This window comes from Roseivirga sp. E12, from assembly GCF_017592825.1.
Taxonomy (GTDB): Bacteria; Bacteroidota; Bacteroidia; order Cytophagales; family Cyclobacteriaceae; genus Roseivirga.
The window spans coordinates 212,641-233,626 of the sequence record NZ_JAGFMD010000003.1 but is presented as its reverse complement, the minus strand read 5'-3'; the positions used below and the strand labels follow the sequence as shown (position 1 = coordinate 233,626).

9 protein-coding genes are annotated in these 20,986 nt (G+C 42.4%); 7 read left to right on the top strand and 2 right to left on the bottom strand.

Annotated elements, in window-relative coordinates:
• Window positions 1–18: 18 nt before the first annotated feature.
• Together J4E76_RS10450 and J4E76_RS10445 are read right to left on the bottom strand one after the other, a co-directional pair.
• Entirely contained in the window at window positions 19–2,445 is a 2,427-nt protein-coding gene (locus J4E76_RS10450) for an RND family transporter (RefSeq protein WP_208503908.1), read from the bottom strand.
• 79 nt (window positions 2,446–2,524) lie between these two features.
• Entirely contained in the window at window positions 2,525–3,835 is a 1,311-nt protein-coding gene (locus tag J4E76_RS10445; RefSeq protein WP_208503906.1) for a deoxyguanosinetriphosphate triphosphohydrolase, read from the bottom strand.
• A 360-nt stretch (window positions 3,836–4,195) separates the two neighbouring features.
• Here J4E76_RS10445 and J4E76_RS10440 point away from each other — a divergent pair, with 360 nt between their 5' ends.
• The 7 genes from J4E76_RS10440 (at window position 4,196) to J4E76_RS10410 (ending at window position 20,984) form a co-directional block, all read left to right on the top strand.
• Window positions 4,196–7,186: a SusC/RagA family TonB-linked outer membrane protein gene (locus J4E76_RS10440; RefSeq protein ID WP_208503904.1), complete on the top strand. Its 2,991-nt coding sequence runs from the start codon at window positions 4,196–4,198 to the stop codon at window positions 7,184–7,186.
• 8 nt (window positions 7,187–7,194) lie between these two features.
• Complete coding sequence (locus J4E76_RS10435) at window positions 7,195–8,688, top strand: RagB/SusD family nutrient uptake outer membrane protein (RefSeq protein WP_208503902.1); 1,494 nt, start codon at window positions 7,195–7,197, stop codon at window positions 8,686–8,688.
• 78 nt (window positions 8,689–8,766) lie between these two features.
• Window positions 8,767–12,069, top strand: coding sequence for a VCBS repeat-containing protein (locus J4E76_RS10430; RefSeq protein ID WP_208503901.1), 3,303 nt, complete (start codon window positions 8,767–8,769; stop codon window positions 12,067–12,069).
• Window positions 12,062–12,646, top strand: coding sequence for a hypothetical protein (locus tag J4E76_RS10425; RefSeq protein WP_208503899.1), 585 nt, complete (start codon window positions 12,062–12,064; stop codon window positions 12,644–12,646). Before J4E76_RS10430 ends, J4E76_RS10425 begins: the two co-directional genes overlap by 8 nt.
• 8 nt (window positions 12,647–12,654) lie before the next feature.
• A complete protein-coding gene (locus tag J4E76_RS10420; protein WP_236017376.1) occupies window positions 12,655–15,963 on the top strand; it encodes a VCBS repeat-containing protein in 3,309 nt (1,102 codons plus the stop codon).
• Between the two features lie 4 nt (window positions 15,964–15,967).
• On the top strand, window positions 15,968–19,255 hold the full coding sequence (locus J4E76_RS10415; protein ID WP_208503897.1) for a VCBS repeat-containing protein: 3,288 nt from the start codon (window positions 15,968–15,970) through the stop codon (window positions 19,253–19,255).
• A gap of 49 nt (window positions 19,256–19,304) precedes the next feature.
• A complete protein-coding gene (locus J4E76_RS10410; RefSeq protein WP_208503894.1) occupies window positions 19,305–20,984 on the top strand; it encodes an amidase in 1,680 nt (559 codons plus the stop codon).
• Window positions 20,985–20,986 lie beyond the last annotated feature (2 nt).

The following is a 20,986-nucleotide window of genomic DNA, read 5'->3' as shown; positions in this document are numbered from 1 at the left end:
AATTCCTTTCAATACTTATTACCTATCGGTAGAACCCAAGAATGGGTCGTCTTTCTTAATCAATAAACTATCTGTATCTATTTCTTCGTCATCATCTTCTATATAGAACTCATAGTGCTCTATTAGAGGGTGAATTTTTTGATTTCGTTTACCACTGTCAAACACCATCAATAGTGCAGGAAGCAATGTTAGGTTGGTAATCATTGCAAAGAACAATGTCAATGAGGTCAGTAATCCCAGAGCCACTGTCCCTCCAAAATCCGAAAACACAAAAATCACAAAACCGAAGAATAGAATGATCGAAGTATATAACATACTTGACCCAGTTTCTTTAATACTGTTGCTAATCGCAACCGGAACGAAAAAGTTCTTGGCGAAGAGCTCTTGTCTATATTTTGCCAAAAAGTGGATAGAGTCATCTACGGAAATACCAAAGGCGATACTAAAGATCAAGGCGGTACTTGGTTTTAGCGGAATGCCAAAAAAGCCCATGATTCCTGCCGTCATAATCAGTGGAATGAAATTCGGAATCAACGAAATAATGATCATCCTAATATTGGCAAACAGAATGGCCATGATTACCGCGATGATGGCAAATGCCAGCAGCAATGAGAACCGTAGGTTTTCAATCAAAAACTTGTTGCCCTTAACAAAAAGTAATGTCGAACCTGTTACGGCCGTATCAACACCTTCATCGGCTCCAAAAACCTTGTCAATCTCTGGTTGGACCACATTATTAATCAAGGAGTCCATTTTCTGAGATCCGATATCCGCTATCTTCAAAGAGACACGCATCACCTGGCCTGTAGAATCCACGAAAGAGTCGAGCAAGCCTGCATCTCCATCACGATTACTCAAATAGCTCAGAATTACATTCCTATCACTAGGGCTTGGCAAGCCATAAAATCTTTCATTGCCATTATAAAATGCTTGCCTCACCGCTTTCGCAAAGGACACTATCGAAATAGGTGATGAAATGTTTTCCAGCGGTTCTAAAGCTTTTTCTAAACGATCAACCTTTCTAAGGTTACGTGCATTGATCGTAGACTTCGGCTTACCAAAGTCTATAATGATCTCGAGTGGCATTACTCCGCTGAAGTTGTTCTCAAAGAAATACAGGTCTTGTTTGAGCTCTGACTTTTCTGGAATATCATCAACCATATAGGCGACAGAGTACAGTTTCGTTAGCCCAATAATCGCAAAAGTTAGGATCACGCCCGTCACTGCAAAAACTCGATAGCGATGCCTGTGAACTATTAGATCCAGCAAACCGAGGAACTTGCCGACCGCCTTGAACTCCAAATGCTTCAACTGATTCTTCTTAGGTCCAGGTAAGTAGGAAAGGATACCCGGTATCAGGATAATACTCACTATAAAGGTTGCTAGAATATTGATCCCGGCCACTAAACCGAACTCCTTGAGAAGTTTGATATCGGTGGTCACCAATACCAGAAACCCGATCGCTGTAGTGAAATTAGTAATGAAGGTCACTAAGCCAATCTTTCTCACCATTCGGCTCAGCGCCTTTGGTTTGTTTCCATGCTTAGCATATTCTTGATGATACTTATTAATAAGATATACCCCATTCGGTATCCCGATCACCACAATAATCGATGGAATAAGTCCCATCAGAATGGTGATGTTATAGTTGAGCAAACCAATTGTTCCAAGTACCCAGACCACTACTACACTGATAACAATCAGTGGCACAAACACTGAAGTGAAAGACCGGAAGAAAAGAAACAGAATGATTGCAGTGATGCTTAAGGACAATACGATGAAGAGCCTCAACTCTTTATTCGTCTTCTGCTGCATGATGGTCCGCACAAAAGGCATTCCTGAATAGTGAAGATCGATACCTGTCTCAGCAGCAAATTCTTCTCCTATCCGCTTGATCTCGTTGACAACATCATTTCGGCCTGCCGAGTTAAGTACTTCCCGTTCCATATTCACAAGGATCAGGGTTGCTCCATTATCAGGGTTGAGCAACTGTCCGGCATAAAACTTTAAACCCACAGCTTCTTGTAGCAAGCCATTCAACTCTTCTTGACTCTTCGGAGACTCTGTCATCAGAGGCTGCAAATCGAAACTTCGATTATCCTGATTCTTGACAATCTTTTGCAATGCAGGAAGTGAGATAACGTTGCTGATACCTTCAAGATCTGCAATCGTTTCGCTTAATTCCTTGTATTTATTGAAGTTCTCTAGCTGAAATAATGAGCTATCCTTTGCACCAACTACAAGGATATTTCCATCCTCTCCGAACTTTTCTTTGAAATTCTGGAAATAGCGATAGCTCTCATCCGTGCTTGGTACAGCGGTGTTGAAGTTGAATGCCATCTTGACATTCCTTGCCTGATAACCCATGAAGGCAGTAAACAGGAAGATCGAGATGATCAATATAAGCCTGTGTTTCAGTACAATATGGGGGAGTTTAGACCACATTTTCGAACAAGATGACAAAGGTAATATTTTCCCCTTTCTATCATATTCGAAAGCCTTCTTATTAATAGCTCCAAATTGGCTATCGCATACTTGGTAAGGATATACCCATTAATTTTCTGTATAGGCTCATAGCATTTGAATCTGTAAGGCCAGAAATGTAGTCCAGCAAAGCGCGCAAAGCTGTGTATTGATCGTCAGAGGCTTCGATTTCTGCCTTCAAATCTTCTGGGAGCAGTCTAAATGCGACAGATTGCTTTTTAGACATTTTAGTCTTGGTGAGCACTGCTGGCACAAAGGACTCTAAGAGCCCATTCAATACATTAAACCCTGCTGCCTCGATTTCAACTACGTGCTGAGCGCGATATATTTTTTGGACAGATACATTCTTAATCTCTTCAAGCGCTGAAGTGGCTCGTATATCGTCAGTGAGAGAAATGTCATAGTCGCCAGACAGAATCCCCTCTTCATTGGCAAGAAAATGTTCGACACTCTGCTTGATAAGTTCGCCTATACTCATTGCCCTGAGTAGAGAAATTTGCTCCGCCTTGCTCTTAATGGTACTTAATTTGGCGGCATCGAATTTTGATCCAATTACTTGTTCATAAAGGTCTACCGTATCCTGATGACTAATCAAACCAAGGTTACAACCATCTTCCAAATCGATGATATGGTAACATATATCATCCGCGGCTTCCACCAGGAATGCCAGTGGATGTCGACACCATTGCGCATCAGCTAGTTGGTGCAATTGAAGGTCTTTAGCCAATGAGTCGAATATTTCAGCCTCGGAGTGATAAAATCCATATTTCTTCTGACTCCGTCTCGGCTTAAACTGGTCGGCTACCTTTGAAGGTCTAGGATATTTTGTAAATGCAGCAAGAGTAGGCTTGGTAAGCCTTAATCCCTGATAACCCGATTTATTGAGCAATCGAAAACCTTGTGCGTTGCCCTCAAAGTTGATCAAGTCAAACCATTGCTGCTCAGTGAAGTCCGATTCTAGTATATCCTTATTAGTGACGAAGTAATCCGAGATGGCATCTTCTCCTGAATGCCCAAAGGGTGGGTTTCCGATGTCGTGAGCCAAGGAAGCAGAAGCTGTAATCAAACCAAAATCGTTTGCATTGAAGTAAGGCTCTAATTCAGGGTGTCTTTGCAAAATAACCGCTCCTACAGACCTACCAAGGGACCTACCAACGCTCGAAACTTCAAGGCTATGCGTCAAACGATTGTGTACAAAATCATGTTCGGGAAGTGGGTGAACTTGAGTTTTGTCCTGCAGTTTTCTAAAAGGATGTGAGAATATTATTCGGTCAAAGTCTCGGTCAAACACCGAACGATCGGTATTCTTTTGATGAGATTCCCCGCTATTCAAGAGCACTTTCCAGTCCATTATAAAATCGTTTAGGAGTCGAAATTAGACATCCTATGCAACAGCACAAATTATTCTCAATCTAACCATAATTTAAGGGGTCTATAGTGAAGGATTTTGGGCTTAAAATCTTGATCATTTTTTGAGGGAAACAGGTGCTCAAGTATCAATTAACATGGGCATAATATGAAGCTGCCAACCTGAGAGTTAGAAAAACCAATTCCCTGTTTACTGTGCGAAAATCGCGATTTACTGCAAACGTTTGCGTTAATTTTAGGTTAAGTCGACTATGATTTACCCCTCAGTAATAGTACTTTAAGCATTCGATTGCACTTTTTTGGCCGAATTCGGCCTTAAATCAAGTAAATTAAAAATGATTGTATGAAAAAGTTTTTACTAATCCTACTTGTTATGTCAGTGGGTTTCCAAGGGGCACTACTGGCTCAAACAAAGACCGTTACCGGTACGGTTACAGGAGGGGATGACGGCTTAGGCATCCCGCGTGTAAACGTAACGGTTAAAGGCACTACTAGAGGAGAGGCTACCAATTTAGATGGTACTTTCTCTATTCAAGTAGCGGCCAACGAAACACTAGTTTTCTCTTTTGTGGGTTATATCGCACAAGAAATTCTAGTGGGTACACAAAGCACTATTAATGTAGTGTTACAACCAGACTACGCTGAACTAGACGAAATCGTAGTTGTGGGTTATGGATCTCAAGAAAAGAAAGAGATCACAAGTGCTGTAGCCAGCATTAAACCTGAAGATTTCAACAGCGGTAACATTTCAAATCCTACCCAGTTACTTCAAGGTAAAGTTGCAGGTCTATCAATCACAAGACCAGGTGGTGACCCGAATGGCGGTTTCAATATCCGTTTAAGAGGTATCTCTACTTTCGGTGGTAACCAAGCTCCACTTATCGTTCTTGATGGTGTGCCTGGTGCAGACCTTGGTAACGTTGACCCGAATGACATTGCATCTATAGATGTCTTGAAAGATGGTTCGGCTGCTGCGATTTACGGTGCTAGAGGATCTTCTGGTGTTATCCTTATTACTACTACTAAAGGAAACTCTGGTGAAGGCGTAACAAATATCTCTGTTAACACTTTCGCTACTATCGATTCTAAAGTGTTAAACAAAATCAGTGTTCTCGGAAGAGACGAATTCCTCACAAGAGGTGGTACTGACTTTGGATCTAACACTGACTGGGTAGATGTAATTACTCAAGACGCATTCTCTTATGCTACTAACGTAAGCTTAAGCGGATCTATGGGAGGTACTTCTTACCGAGCTTCTGTTAACTACAGAAACAACGAAGGTATTGTTAAGGGTTTCAAAAATGAAAGACTTAACACTCGACTTAATGTTACGCACAACGCGATCAACGATCGTTTAAGATTAACTGCTAACATTAACATTACTAATGGATCTTTCGGTGCTAAGAACAACAACCTGTTCGATTTCGCATTGACTTACAATCCTACTGCTCCAATATTTGACGATGGTACTTTAAGCCAGAATAGCTTGGGAGGTTACTTCCAGACTTTAGCTTCTTCTGACTTCTTTAACCCTGAAGCATTAAGAAGAGAGCAAAACTTCAGTGGTACTAACAAGACAATCTTAGCTTCATTCAGAGGTGAGTTTGACATTACTGATAACTTGACAGTTGCTTTACAATACAACCAAGATAGATTCACTGGCTTGAACAGCAATGTTTGGTCTAAGTCTGATTTTGACTTTGGTGGACCATTTGGCGGTGTCGCTGGTAGATCTACTGATGATAGATTCACTGAAATCATCACTGGTACATTGAACTACAACACTGAACTAGCTGATGGCCTTGATGCAACATTCCTAATTGGTGCTGAGCGTCAGGAAATCACAAGTGAGGGTTTCGGTCTTCAAACACGTCAGTTCTTATTCGATTCTTTCGGAGCTAATAACTTAGGCGCTGGTGCATTAGCAACTGGTCCTGGTACTAACTATTACTCTTATAAGAATGCTAACGTATTGAACTCAGCCTTCTTCAGAGCTAACCTTAACTTCAAAGGCACCTACTTCATTTCTGCTAGTGTGCGTTCTGAGTCTTACTCAGGGTTTGGTGACAACGAAAAGACAGGTTACTTCCCAGCGATATCAGCAGGTGCTGAGCTAACTGAGATTGCTGACTTAGGTCCGATATCACAATTGAAATTCAGAGTTTCATATGGTATTACTGGAGCACTTCCTCCATCTGCTGACCTAGCACTTCCTGTTATCAGAAACGGTGGTAGAATTGACTTAGATGGTGATGCAAACACTGCTGATGACCAGTTCATCGCTCCAAGACAAGCACAGAATCCTAACCCTACTTTGAAGTGGGAAACTAAAAAGGAATTCAACATTGGTTTTGATTTCGCGATCCTTGATGGAAAAATCACTGGTACTACTGATTACTACACTAGAAATATTGAAGATCTTATTTTCAACATTCCAGTGCCAATCGGAGCGCCTAACCCATTTGATGCAGGAAACTTTAACACTGTAGGTTCTACATGGGTAAACCTTGCTGATCTTAGATCTGCTGGTTTCGAATTTGCTGCTTCATATAACGGTTTGAAAATTGGCCAAGTATCTTGGACTCCTTCATTCAACTTCACTATCTACGACAAAACAACAATTGAGAAACTATCTATTGGTGATGGTTTAGGTTTTGATGATTTACGTGGTGGTAACTTAGGTTCTCCAGGTCAGAACAACACACAGATTATTCTTAACACTGTGGGTGAGACACTTGGTAACTTTGTAGGTGCTAAATTCATCGGAATTGATGAGAATGGCCAATATGTGCTAGAAGATGCAAACGGTGTGAGAGGTTCTTCTGCTGCCGACTTTGCTCTTGATGATTTAGCAGTAATTGGTAACGCTCTTCCTGATGCTGACTTCGGTATCAATAACTCGTTCAGATATAATAACTGGGACTTCAGCTTCTTCTTAAGAGGTAGTATCGGTCACGACCTTTATAACTCTTTCAGAAGTTTCTACGAAAACCAAGATGCTAGTACAAGTGCTTGGAATAGTGTAGTAACTGACAAAACTCCTGTCGTGAGTGCGTCACCTACCTTCTCTGATCTTTACATAGAGGATGCAACGTTCATCAGACTAGATAACTTGCAGTTAGGTTATAGAGTACCTTCTAACTCTGAGTGGGTTGAGAACATTAACGTGTACTTCGCTGCACAGAACTTGTTCACAATTACAAACTACACAGGTTTAGATCCTGAAGTAAGATACACTGACGGTGGTAACCCACTGGTTCCAGGTCTTGAAAGAAGAAACACTTTTATTCCTACAAGATCATTTACACTCGGTGTAAAATTGAATATTAAATAATAGAAGAAATGATTAGATATACTAAAACGACAATTCTTGCTGTAGCGCTACTTTTTGTAGCAGCGGCTTGTGAGGAACCGGTGCAGGAAATTTTCGATGGTGTAACTCCAGAGGAACTCGCAAATAGCACGGAACCTGCGCTAATTGATGTGTTGAAAGCTTCTGCTTATCAACGTATCATTGGAACATGGGGAGGTCATAACTCTCTATGGTCAATGCATGAAGTAGCTTCAGATGAAATGGCAATTGCCCATAAAGGAGCTGACTGGGAAGATGGTGGTCAGTGGCTAAGAATGCACAGACATCAGTACAATGCTAATGAGCAATCAGTAAATAACGCTTGGGCATACTGCTACACCGCAATTGGTGATGTGAACCTTTTGATTCAGCAGAACCCGAACGTTACGGCTCTTGTGGCTGAGCTTCGAATCCTACGTGCCTTAGTTTACCTTTGGTTAATTGACGCATATGGTAATGTTCCAATTGTATTGGAGACTGACACAGACCCAACGCCTCCGACTCGTACTAGAGCTGATGTTTTCACTTTCATAGAAAACTCTGTTCTTGATAACATCTCAGAGCTTTCTACTGATAACACAAAAACCACTTTAAATCAGTGGTCTGCACGTGCAATCTTAGCTAAGCTTTACTTGAATGCTGAAGTGTATACTGGAAGCGCAAGATGGGCTGATGCTGAAACTCAGATTGATCTTATCATCAATGGTGGTGTATTCAGTTTAGAGAACAACTTCTTCTCGAACTTCGTGACTAACAACGAAAATTCAAGTGAGAACATCTTGACATTGCCTTATGATGAGAACAATGCAGGTGGTTTCAACATTGCTCAGATGACTGGTCACTACCAGACTCAAGCAACGTTTGACCTTCAAGATTCTCCTTGGAATGGATATGCTTCTCTAGAAGAGTTCTACAATGCGTACGAGGCAACTGATGCAAGAAGAAACAGTTTCCTTGCTGGTCCTCAGTTCGCATTAGATGGTAGTCCTTTGACAGATGACAATGCTGAGCCGGCTGACCCTGATGGTCCTGGATTGAACTTTACTCCAGAAATCAACGAGTTAGCTCCTAACTCATTGAGACAAGCTGGTGTTAGAGTAGCTAAGTTCGAATACAGAGTTGGTGCTACACCTAACTTGAGCAATGACTTCCCAATTTTCAGATATGGTGACATACTATTGATGAAAGCAGAAGTAATGCACAGACAAGGTAACTCAGCTGGTGCTTTGACTTACGTTAATCAAATTAGATCAAGAGCTGGCATTGCCGACCTTGCTATGTTAACTGACGACATTCTTCTTGCCGAAAGAGGTAGAGAAATGTTTGCCGAAGGTTACAGAAGATCTGACCTGATTAGATTCGGAAAGTATAATGATGCATGGTGGGAAAAAGACGCGTCTAACCCATCTGTGAATATCTTCCCAATTCCACAGATTCAGAGAGATGCAAACCCTGACTTACAACAGAACCCTGGATATAACTAGGATTACTTTATCATAATCATTGAAAAAGGCCCCGATTAATCGGGGCCTTTTTTGCTCTATATTTTACATCTTTGTAAGATGCCTAATAGGTTAAAAGTCTACATATTAAGTACGATTACCTTCATTGTCATTAGTTGCGAAACACCAACTGAGAACACACCCCTATTTAAAAAAATTAATCCTTCAGAATCAGGAATAGATTTCGAAAATCATCTGGAATACGATGAACAACTCAATGCCTATACCTACAAAAATTTCTACAACGGAGCCGGAGTATCACTAGGCGACATCAACAATGATGGCCTCACCGATATTTATTTCTCAGGTAATCTGGTAGACAATAAGCTCTTTCTGAACAAAGGCAATTTTCAATTCGAAGACATTACCGAAAGTGCCGGTGTAGCTTGCCAAAATGTTTGGTCATCAGGGGTCTCCATGGCTGACGTTAACGGAGATGGGCTTCTTGACATATTCGTTTGCAAATCAGGGCCGCTAGAAGGAGAAAAGAGATACAACCAGTTATTCATTAACAATGGAGATTTAACCTTTACGGACAAGGCAAAGGATTATGGCGTTGATGAAATTGGCCTTTCTATTCATGCTGCATTTTTCGATTACGATCGTGATGGTGATCTCGACTTCTACTTGTTAAACAATAGCACGAGATCAGTAGGAGGCTACGACCTACGAAAGGGCCAAAGAGAAGAACGTGATCCCAATGGAGGGAACAAACTCTATCGGAATGACGGTGAAAAATTCACGGATGTAAGTGAGGAAGCAGGCATATATGGGAGCTCTATCGGTTTTGGCCTGGGCGTCACAGTGGCCGATGTAAATCAAGATAACTGGCCTGACTTATTCGTATCCAATGATTTTTTTGAAAGAGATTATCTCTATCTCAATAACCAAGACGGTACTTTTTCAGAATCATTGGAGCAAATGATTTCGGAAACAAGTATGGGCTCAATGGGAGCTGACATCACTGACTTAAATGATGATGGCTATCCTGAGATCTATGTCACCGAAATGCTTCCCGCTACACAAGAGAGGGTCAAAACCAAAACGCTTTTTGAAAGCTGGGACAAATACCAAGCAAATATTAACAGCGGTTATCACCATCAGTTTACACGAAATACCCTACAACAAAACTTAGGAGTCAATCCTGAAAAAAACACAGAGGTGGTCTTCAGTGAGATTAGTCGACAAGCAGGAGTACATGCCACAGACTGGAGCTGGGGAGCACTTATGTTCGACTATGACAATGATGGAAAGTCAGATATTTTCGTTGCCAATGGTGTGGTAAAAGATCTTACCGATCAAGACTACATCAACTTCTATGCTAACAACACCCTCCTCTTTGAACAATACCGCGCTGACAGTTTAGTTGTCACCAAGCTACTAGATGCCATACCATCAGTTCCCCTCGCAAATCATCTCTTCCAAAATCAAGGAGACTTTCAGTTTGAGGACAAAGCCATTCCTACGGGGTTAACCGACAAAGCCTTTTCGAATGGAGCCGCATATGGAGACCTGGATAACGATGGAGATCTGGATTTGATCGTCAACAATATCAACAGCCCAGCATCGGTCTATAAGAACCTGAGTAGTGAAACAACGGAGAACCATTATCTAGAAATTGCCTTTGAGACCAAGGAAGCTTATCAACTTTTTGGTACTAGGGTCACATTGTACTCAGGAGAACTGAAGCAGGTAAAAGAATATCATCCTGTTAAAGGGTACATGTCTTCGATGGACCATATTCTTCATTATGGATTGGGCGATCAGACAAAAGTAGATCGCATTGAAATCACATGGCCAGACGACTCTCAATCGGAAATCACAAACTTGGAAGCTGACCAAAAGATTGTATTGTCCAAAAAGGAACTCGAAGCGAAGAGTCCAAAAGCTATTTCACAAAAGCCATCATTCTTTACCAAAACCAGCTTAACAGGTGGTTTCTCCCATAAGGAAAATGAATTCTCAGATTTCGATAGAGATAGATTACTCTTTCAAATGAGTTCTAATGAAGGACCAGCTCTGGCTGTAGGAGATGTGAATGGAGACGGCCTAGATGATGTATTCATCGGTGGGGCCAAAGGCCTTTCTGCAAAGCTCAATATCCAAAAAGCAGACGGAACATTCAGTCTTAAAACCATGAACGAGGACCTTTTGTCAGAAGATGTTGATGCCTCTTTTGTTGATATAGATGCAGATGGCGACTTAGACCTGATCGTTGCTAGTGGTGGCTATGAGTATGGTGCAATGGACCCAGTGCTTCAAGATAGAATTTATGAAAATGATGGAACGGGCGCTTTCAAACGCATACCATGGACGCAATTTCAATCGGTCAGTGAAAGTTCTGCTTTTCTTAAGCCTCTAGATTTTGATGGTGATGGCGATATGGATTTAATCTCAGGCACGCGCAGCACGCCTTTTGCCTACGGCATACCTGGAAGTATTCATCTCTACGAAAATAGGGATCAGGTATTTAGTGAAATCAAAGACAACCCTGCCTTCAAAAATATTGGCATGATGACCGCTGGAATCGTCACTGACATTGATAATGACGGTGACGCGGATGTGGTAGTAGCAGGCGAATGGATGAACGTCAAGATTTTCAAGAATAATGGTGGAGCTTTTGAAGTAAATGAGCTTCCCAACACCAGTGGCCTTTGGCATAGCCTCGCTGTTGCCGATATGAACAATGATGGACTAATCGATATTATTGCCGGTAACCATGGACTCAATAGTAGACTTAAGGCCGACACTGAACACCCCCTTTCGATGTACGTCAATGACTTCGATCAAAACGGCAGCATAGAGCAAATCATAACGCAATATGAGGGCGATATAAGCTATCCGATCGTGTTGCTTCCAGATTTGGTTAAACAGCTACCTGGATTAAGGAAGAAATATGTCAAACATGAAAGCTATAAAGACCAAACCATAGAAGACCTCTTCGATAAAGAGACATTGGGTAATTCCATCAAAAGCAATGTTCAGGAACTCCGAACAAGCATATTTTATCAAGAGTCAGATGGCAGTTTTAGACAGTCGCCACTTCCTGCCGAAGCACAATTCTCTCAGGTTTTCAGCATCCTTCCAGAAGATATCAACCAAGATGGGCTAATTGACTTAATCATAGGAGGTAACCAAACGCGAATGAAGCCTGAAATGGGTATCAATAATGGTTCATATGGCTTAACTTTACTCAATATTGGCAATGAGAATTTCAAAGCGCTAAAGCCATCTGAATCTGGTATTCTAGTGCGAAATGATACGCGTCAAATCAAAAAAATCAAGGTAAAAGGTGAAGAGGTCTTCCTCTTTGTAAGAAGCAACGAAAACAGCCTTGCCTACAAAAAAGCAATAAATGAATAGTCGATCGATAAGTGTCAGCTTAATGATTTTAATACTGGTAGGACTATCTACTAGCTGTACCAGAAAATCTGAATATCAAAAGCTTGTAGAGTCCGAATTGAGCACCAATGTGCGTCAAGACAGTCTTTATTTAGGTATTAGCCTTCAAATGGAGTCTAAGGATTTCTTCGTGCACTGCTGGGAGATGAATAAGAAGGGTCTATTGACGAATGGAGTGGGTAATCAGATTAAGTACGATGCGAGCGAATTCTTCGAGGAAAAAACCTCTATGCACTTCTATCCAAAGTTTGTGGACGGAAAAATCTTCGAAATGCCAGTGGAATTTAAATATGACAACTGGGCGCTCTGGAACGAAGAACTCTCGGTTGATAACTTAATCGAAGATGTAATAAGTGTATTAGAGTCATGGTATGGCGAAGGCTTTATAAAAATGGTCAATGATGATGGTTCTAAAACCGTCTGGGTAAAAGTAGATGGCAATAGACGCATAAGGGTCTATAGACAGAGTATTTCGTCAGTATCTGTCATTTTCACCGACCTAGTTAAACTGAACGAGATCAATAGCGAAAAGTCCTAATACGCATTATGAACGCTATCAAAACTTCACTTTTTGGCCTGATTATATTGACCGTGGCATGCTCCACACCTGACGCTTCAGGCCCCACTCTTTTTAATAAACTTGAAGCCAATGATTCAGGCGTTTCATTCGAAAACGAACTCGTGTTTGATGAAGAATTCAATATTTATACCTACCGAAATTTTTACAATGGTGGAGGTGTTGCCTTAGGCGATATTGACAACGATGGCCTTGTAGACATCTATTTCACTGGCAACAGAGTATCAAACAAGCTTTATAAAAACCTCGGAAACCTAAAGTTCGAAGACATCACTGATCAAGCAGGTGTTTCGGGGCAAAAGGCATGGAGTACTGGGGTGAGTATGGCCGATATCAATGGTGATGGCCTCCTCGATATCTATGTTTGCAACTCTGGAGATATCTCTGGGGATGACAAACAAAACGAACTATTCATCAATAATGGCAACGGCACATTTACCGAAAGCGCGGAGGCTTATGGGCTGGCCGACAAAGGCTTTTCTACCCATGCGGCCTTCTTTGATTATGACCGCGATGGAGACTTAGATGCCTATCTATTGAACAACTCGTATAAGGCGATCGGAAGTTTTAACCTTCAAAAGAACGAAAGACCAATTAGAGATGCTGTTGGAGGTGACAAACTCTACAGAAACGATAATGGCAAGTTTACGGATGTGAGCGAAGATGCCGGCATTTATGGAAGTATCATAGGTTTTGGACTTGGTGTAACGGTGGGTGACGTCAATGCCGACAACTGGCTAGACATCTTTATATCAAACGACTTTTTCGAAAGAGACTACCTCTACATCAACCAAGGAGATGGGACATTTGACGAAGTATTAGAGTCGAGCATGCGTTCCATAAGTCAGGCATCCATGGGTGCTGATATGGCGGACATTAATAACGATGGTAACCCAGACATTTTCGTGACAGACATGTTACCTGAGCCAGATCAGAGGCTAAAGCAGGTTACAACTTTCGAAAGCTGGGACCGATACAATTATGGTGTCCAAAACGGCTATCATCATCAATTCATTCGCAATATGCTCCACATGAACAATGGTGATGGGACTTACACTGAAATAGGCCGTTTGGCAGGCGTTGAAGCCACTGACTGGAGTTGGGGAGCACTATTCTTTGATATGGACAACGATGGGCTTAAGGATCTTTTCGTAGCCAACGGAATCTATCAAGACATTACAGACTTAGACTATCTCAATTTTGCTGATGACAATGACACCAAAGTCAATGTGATCAACCAAGATGGTGTGAATTACAAAAGTCTAATTGATCCAATACCCGTCACTCCTATCCCTAATTACGCTTACAAAAACTCAGGCAACTTGCAGTTTACTAACCAAGCGCAAAAGTGGGGGCTTGGAGAACCTGTCCATTCAAATGGATCTGCTTATGGGGATTTGGACAATGACGGAGACTTAGACTTAGTGGTTAATAATGTCAACGCGGTGGCCAACATCTTTGAGAATAAAGCCAGCGAGCAACTTGTCGGCAATCGCTATTTAAAGTTTGACCTGAAGGGAAAAGGCCAAAACACCTTCGCAATCGGAACAAAAATTCGAGTCTTAGGGGATGATCAACAATTTTACATAGAGCAAGTCCCTATCAGAGGTTTTCAATCTACTGTTGACGCTAGACCGAACATCGGCTTGGGTAATCTTCAAACTGTTGCCTTGATAGATGTTACCTGGCCAGATGGTAAAGTGACATCTATGAAAGACGTGCCGACCAATCAAACGCTCACGCTTAGTTGGGAAGATGCGACTGAGCCTTCACAACAGTTAGAGGAAAAAGCTGACTTTGTTTTTACCCAAATAGATGCCAGTGATGTCCTAGCTTTTACCCACAAAGAAAGTACTTACATCGATTTCGATCGTGATCGTCTGACATATCACATGGTTTCAAATGAAGGGCCAAGGCTAGCCTCAGCAGACGTCAATGGTGATGGCCTCGAAGACTTGTACATCGGTGGAGCCAAAGGAGAGGCAGGTTCAATGTACATCCAAAGTGCTAACGGCTCATATCGAGAAACAAAGCAAGAAGATATCAAATCAGATGAGCTTTCAGAGGATGCTGATGCACTCTTTTTCGACTTTGATAATGACGGTGATCAGGATCTTTACGTAGCCAGTGGTGGTAATGAATTTGGTCTGGGCTCTATGCAATTCATTGACCGCCTTTACCTGAATAATGGAAAAGGCAGTTTCAGCAAGCTCAGTGACCCAATTCTCAATGCCAATACCTGGAGTACGGGTACGGTAGCGACCAGTGATATCAATGGGGACGGTTATCTAGACCTATTCGTTGGCTCTAGGCTTCGACCTTTCCTCTATGGGGTTCCTGCGCCAAGCTATGTCTATCTCAATAATCAAAAAGGAGGTTTTACAGATGCTACAAAGGACATTGCACCAGAATTAAATGATCTGGGTATGGTTACAGATGCCATTTGGAATGACTTTGACAATGACAATGATGAAGACTTGATTGTGGTTGGTGAATGGATGAATCCAATAGTATTTGAAAATAAGGACGGTAAGCTTACCAACATCTCATCAACAGCAGGCACCTCTGCATTCAAAGGCTGGTATCACCGTATTGAGGCCCGTGATCTTGATGGAGATGGTGACATGGATTTCATTCTTGGAAATCATGGCCTCAACTCTCGATTCAAAGCTTCCACCTCGGAACCGATTAGACTATACGTCAATGACTTTGACCAGAACGGCAGCCCAGAACAGATCTTTACAAGAGTAATTAATGGTAAAAACCTGCCCTACACCTTGAAGCATGAACTTCAGATGCAAATTCCTGAGATTAAGAAACGCTACCTCAAATATGAAGCTTTCAATGATCAAACGATGGAAGACATCTTCTCTCCTGCTCAGCTTGAGAAGGCTATCGTTTCCGAAGCTACCCATTTGGCAACATCTGTCATGATTAATAACGGTGACGGAACCTTCAGTATAAGTGCCCTACCAATAGAGGCACAGCTTGCCCCAACTTACGCCATCAGCACCGCAGACTTCAATGGTGATGGTGCCGTGGATATACTGTTAGGAGGTAATCAGCACCGCGTAAAGCCTCAGGCCGGACGATATGATGCCAACCATGGCATCTTACTAATCGGTGATGGAAAAGGTGGCTTCTCTGCCATGTCAAAGTGGATAACAGGACTATCCATTGAAGGTGAAGTAAGGGATTTCTTGATTCGTAAAATCGATGGTCAAAATGTACTACTGATTGCTATGAATAACGAAGCTCTTAAAGCCTATAAGTTCTAGGCCAATGCGCATTAAGTACTCCATCTTTCTCTTGCCCATTCTTCTATTCGGCTGTTCTGATGATAAGTCGGAACCTATGTTTAGGCTGCTCCCAGCGGAAGAGTCTGGTGTGGTTTTTAAGAATGTTGTGACTTCATCAGCCGACTTCAATATTCTAGAATACCTCTACTTCTATAATGGTGGAGGGGTAGCCACAGGAGATATTAACAACGATGGTCTGGTCGATATCTTTTTCACTTCGAACCAATCCTCCAACAAGCTCTACCTTAACAAAGGGAACCTTCAATTCGAAGATATCACCGAAGCTTCAGGACTTGCCGGTAAAGGCACTTGGTCCACTGGTGTGACTATGGCTGACGTAAATGCCGATGGCCTTTTAGACATTTATGTATCTCAAGTAGGCGACTACAAAGATGCACAGGGCCAAAACGAACTTTTTATCAATAATGGGGACAATACCTTCACTGAATCTGCTGAGCAATATGGCTTAGCTTTCAAGGGGTTTTCTACGCAAGCGGCCTTCTTTGACTATGATAAAGATGGAGACTTGGACATGTACCTCCTCAGCCATTCCATTAAGAATCCAGCTGTTTTCTCTGAAGCCAGTACGCGTTACAAGCCGGAGTCTGGAGGCGATAGGTTTTTCCAAAACCAAGCGGCTCAGGGCCAATTGGGGTTTTTGGATGTTACCGATCAAACCGGAATCTATTCAAGTGCAATTGGCTTCGGTTTAGGGCTGGCCGTTAGTGATATCAACGGGGACCACTGGCCCGATATCTATATATCGAATGACTTTACGGAAAATGACTATCTGTATATCAACCAAAAAGATGGAACATTCAAGGAGGAGCTAGAACAAAGAATAGCGCATACCAGCCGATTCTCAATGGGCAACGACATTGCTGATTTGGACAATGATGGTTTAGGGGAAATCATCACCACAGACATGTTGCCTTCGGACCCAGAAATCTGGAAAAGATCGGTAGTAGAGGATAAATCGGAGGTCTATAAAATAAAATTAGGTTATGGTTACGGCCATCAATATGTGCGCAATACCCTTCAAAGAAATTTGGGAAACGGGCAATTTTCGGACCTTAGCCTTTTTACCAATAACTATGCCTCGGATTGGAGTTGGTCCCCATTAATCTTTGACATGGACAATGATGGCTTTCAGGATATTCATATCACCAATGGTATCTACAAACGGCCTAATGACCTAGATTATCTCAACTATCAATCCACATCAAATGACGTAAGGCAGCGAAGCCAGGACGAACTAGAGGAGTTCTTGGTTGAAACTTTGCCTACCGTTAAGATTCCAAATTATGCCGGCCGAAATCATGGCGGGTTCGAAGTTGAGGATGTTGCCGATGCATGGGGGCTCAATCAACCTTCCTATTCAAATGGTTCGGCCTATGCCGATCTAGACAATGACGGTGATCTTGAACTCATCATCAACAACATTGAGCAAGAAGCCTTTATCTACGAGAACTTATCTAAAGAGAATGCCTATTTGAAAGTATCCTTCAAAGGGCCTTCCCTCAACCCCTTTGGCATAGGCACAAAGGTCACATTGAAACTGGGTGACCAGTCAATAACACGAGAAAATTTCAATAGCAGAGGTTTTCAATCAAGCATTGCTCCCAGCTTACATTTTGGCCTTGGTAAGGCAAAATCCATTAACGAGCTGACAGTAATCTGGCCTGATGGCAAAATTCAGCGGATGACCAATCAAGGCATCAATCAAACACTGACAATAGATTATGAAAATGCCAAGTTAGATACGAGTAAGAGTAAAGAAGAAAAGCAGGCTTTACTAAGCCCCTTGGCTAACCCTTTTGGATTTGAACACAAAGAAGATGCTTTCACTGATTTCGATCGTGAATACCTTATTCCACGGCAGTTCAATCACGAAGGACCAGCCCTCGCTGTCGCTGACGTCAATCAAGATGGTTTAGATGATGTCTATTTCGGAGGTGCAAGAGATCAAGCCGGTGAGTTATGGATTCAACAAACCAGCGGAACGTTCTCTCCTCAAGCCTCTCCTATTTTCAACCAATTGGCAAAAGCTGAAGACATTGCCGCAGAATTTTTTGATGCGGATAATGATGGTGACCAAGACCTATATGTCAGCACAGGCGGTAATGAGTCTGAAGAAGGCCAGCTGTTCTCATATGACAGACTCTATCTCAATGATGGCCGAGGGAATTTTAGATTTTCTCCTCCTGCTTTACCTCAAATCGGATCACAAGGAAAAACCATTGCCATTACGGATATTGACGGTGATGGCGATTTAGATGTATTTGTAGGTTCCAATATTGTCTCAGGTGCCTATGGCAAAAATCCACAGCAGTACCTGCTTATTAATAATGGAAGAGGACTTTTCAAGAATGAGATCACCACTCGAATCTCTGGCAGCGAAACCATGGGAATGCTCAATGCATCTCAGTGGATAGACTATGACCAAGATGGTGATCAGGATTTGCTGGTCGCTGGCGAATGGACACCCATTCATCTCTATGAAAATGATGGTAGCGGAGTCTTCAGCGCTGCGTCATTGGAGGCTTTTGAAGGATCTAATGGCTGGTGGTACAGCCTAAAAGTGGCAGACATTAACAATGATGGCCTCCTGGATATTCTAGCGGGTAATTTGGGTTTAAACAATAAGCTGAAAGCGACTGAAGAACAACCCGTAAGCCTATACCTTAGAGACTATGACAACAATGGTCAAACAGATCCTTTTGTCTTTCACTACCAAAAAGGAATTGAATCACCTTTCGCTACACGCGATGACTTGATCAAGCAAATGGCCGGCATCAAAAAACTTCATCCCGACTATAAGTCTTATGCGCAAATCACGGGACCAGCAGATTTGCTCGGTGGTGGTTTTACGAATGACGCCATAGTCAAGCGTGCCTATTCCTTCAGTTCAAAAGTCTTTATCAATAAAGGAAATGGAAAGTTTGAGGGCATGCCATTAGCAAACGAGGCTCAATTCTCTACCGCAATGGGTTTTGCTGTCAATGACCTCAACAAAGATGGCAACCCGGACCTTTTGGTATTTGGCAATAACTACACTTTCAGAAATGATTATGGCCGTTCAGATGCCAAGCCAATAACACTATTGATGGGCAATGGCGATGGCACTTTTACGCCAAGAGCGGATAGTCATTTGAATACTCCCGAGACTTGGGGAGAGTATCGATCAGCACGTAGAATCATGATTAATGGGCAGGCAATGATTATTGCAGTAAGAAACAACCAGCCGCCCATCCTTCTCAAAGCAAACTAAAAAAAGTACTTCTCCCAAATTGCGAGTCAATGCTTATATTGAGCATGCTATGACCTCACGAAACCTTCTCGCTTCTCTTCTTACCTTCTCTATCATTATTCTATTCTCAGCTTGTAAAAGTCAGGAGTTTGATTTCTCAAAAAAAGATGTGAAAAGCGGACAGAAACTGGTCGGCTTGGACTTTGACAAACAATCGGTCAATACCATGTACCGTTACCTTGGCAGGAATAAAACAGGCTATGACTCGCTCAGGAAATACGAAACTGACAACGAAACATTCCCCGCTCTGCTCTTTGACCCACACCCAAGTGGCTATACCATGCCAGAAAATAATCCCACTGGCAATCAATGGGACATTCCCGAAGACATAGCGCTACCATCCTCTGATGAGGAGATTGCTTTTATGAGTATCCCAGAATTAGCGAGTCTTATCAAGTCCAAAAAGCTTTCGTCCGAGCGGCTTACTCAAATTTATCTCGATCGGATAAAAAAATACGATGCTAAGTTGCAAAGTGTGATTACCGTGACCGAAGAACTGGCCATGAAACAGGCACGCGAGGCAGACAGACAGCTTGCTTCTGGCAACTACAAAGGTATACTTCACGGCATTCCATACGGAGTGAAAGACCTTATGGCCGTTGAAGGCTACCCTACTACTTGGGGTGCCGCTCCCTATAAAAATCAAATGATTAATTACACCTCCACTGTGGTAAAAAAGCTAGAAGCACAGGGCGCAGTGCTCATCGCCAAGCTTGTATCAGGATCACTCGCCAGAGGAGATGTTTGGTTTGGTGGAAAGACTAAAAACCCTTGGGATTTGAATCAAGGAGCTAGTGGTTCATCTGCAGGTTCAGGTTCGGCCACATCTGCCGGATTAGTAGCCTTTTCACTCGGTACCGAAACGCTTGGTTCCATCACATCACCAGCAACGAGAAATGGGGTAACAGGGCTGAGGCCAACTTACGGAAGAGTAAGCAGGCATGGTGTAATGAGTTTGAGCTGGTCAATGGATAAAGTCGGTCCACTGTGCCGATCGGCTGAAGACACCGAGATTGTTTTCAATGCGATATACGGAAAGGATCCCCTAGACCCAACAACCAATGACATCGGTTTTTCTCAGGTAGATAAAAGGCCGAGCGACTTGAAAGTCGCTTATTTGAAAGAAGACATAGAAGCAGATTCTTCGGACCAAGGAAAGAACCTCTGGGCTGAGCTTGAGGTATTGAAAGAAATGGGTGTCAATCCAGACCCTATCAGCCTGCCAAAAAACTACCCATATAATGTATTCGATATAATACTAAGGGCTGAAGCTGGTGCCTTCTTTGATGATCTTGTCTTATCAAAAGGGGTGGATCAGATGGTTGAACAACACTATGGTTCAAGAGCCAATTCACTGCGTCAGGCACGATTGATTCCAGCCGTTGAATACTTACAGGCAAACCGCCAAAGGAGACAACTAATGGATGATATCCATCAACTCTTTAAAGACTATGATGTTATCATAGCTCCAACATTCAGGGGAAGGCAGCTTTTTATCACCAACCTCACAGGCCATCCAGTGGTCAGCATACCAACAGGATTTGATAAAAGAGGTAGGCCCACCAGCATGACATTCATTGGTAATCTCTACGATGAAGGCAGTATTCTTGCGCTTGCCAAAGCCTACCAGAAGGTCACTGACTTCGATGAGAAACATCCACCATTATTCTACAACTCACAAAACGACTAAAG

Excerpts from the sequence above, each read along its gene's own strand:
- J4E76_RS10450 (WP_208503908.1), bottom strand. The coding sequence starts at position 2,445 with ATGTGGTCTAAACTCCCCCATATTGTACTGAAACACAGGCTTATATTG.
- J4E76_RS10445 (WP_208503906.1), bottom strand. The coding sequence starts at position 3,835 with ATGGACTGGAAAGTGCTCTTGAATAGCGGGGAATCTCATCAAAAGAAT.
- J4E76_RS10440 (WP_208503904.1), top strand. The coding sequence starts at position 4,196 with ATGAAAAAGTTTTTACTAATCCTACTTGTTATGTCAGTGGGTTTCCAA.
- J4E76_RS10435 (WP_208503902.1), top strand. The coding sequence starts at position 7,195 with ATGATTAGATATACTAAAACGACAATTCTTGCTGTAGCGCTACTTTTT.
- J4E76_RS10430 (WP_208503901.1), top strand. The coding sequence starts at position 8,767 with ATGCCTAATAGGTTAAAAGTCTACATATTAAGTACGATTACCTTCATT.
- J4E76_RS10425 (WP_208503899.1), top strand. The coding sequence starts at position 12,062 with ATGAATAGTCGATCGATAAGTGTCAGCTTAATGATTTTAATACTGGTA.
- J4E76_RS10420 (WP_236017376.1), top strand. The coding sequence starts at position 12,655 with ATGAACGCTATCAAAACTTCACTTTTTGGCCTGATTATATTGACCGTG.
- J4E76_RS10415 (WP_208503897.1), top strand. The coding sequence starts at position 15,968 with ATGCGCATTAAGTACTCCATCTTTCTCTTGCCCATTCTTCTATTCGGC.
- J4E76_RS10410 (WP_208503894.1), top strand. The coding sequence starts at position 19,305 with ATGACCTCACGAAACCTTCTCGCTTCTCTTCTTACCTTCTCTATCATT.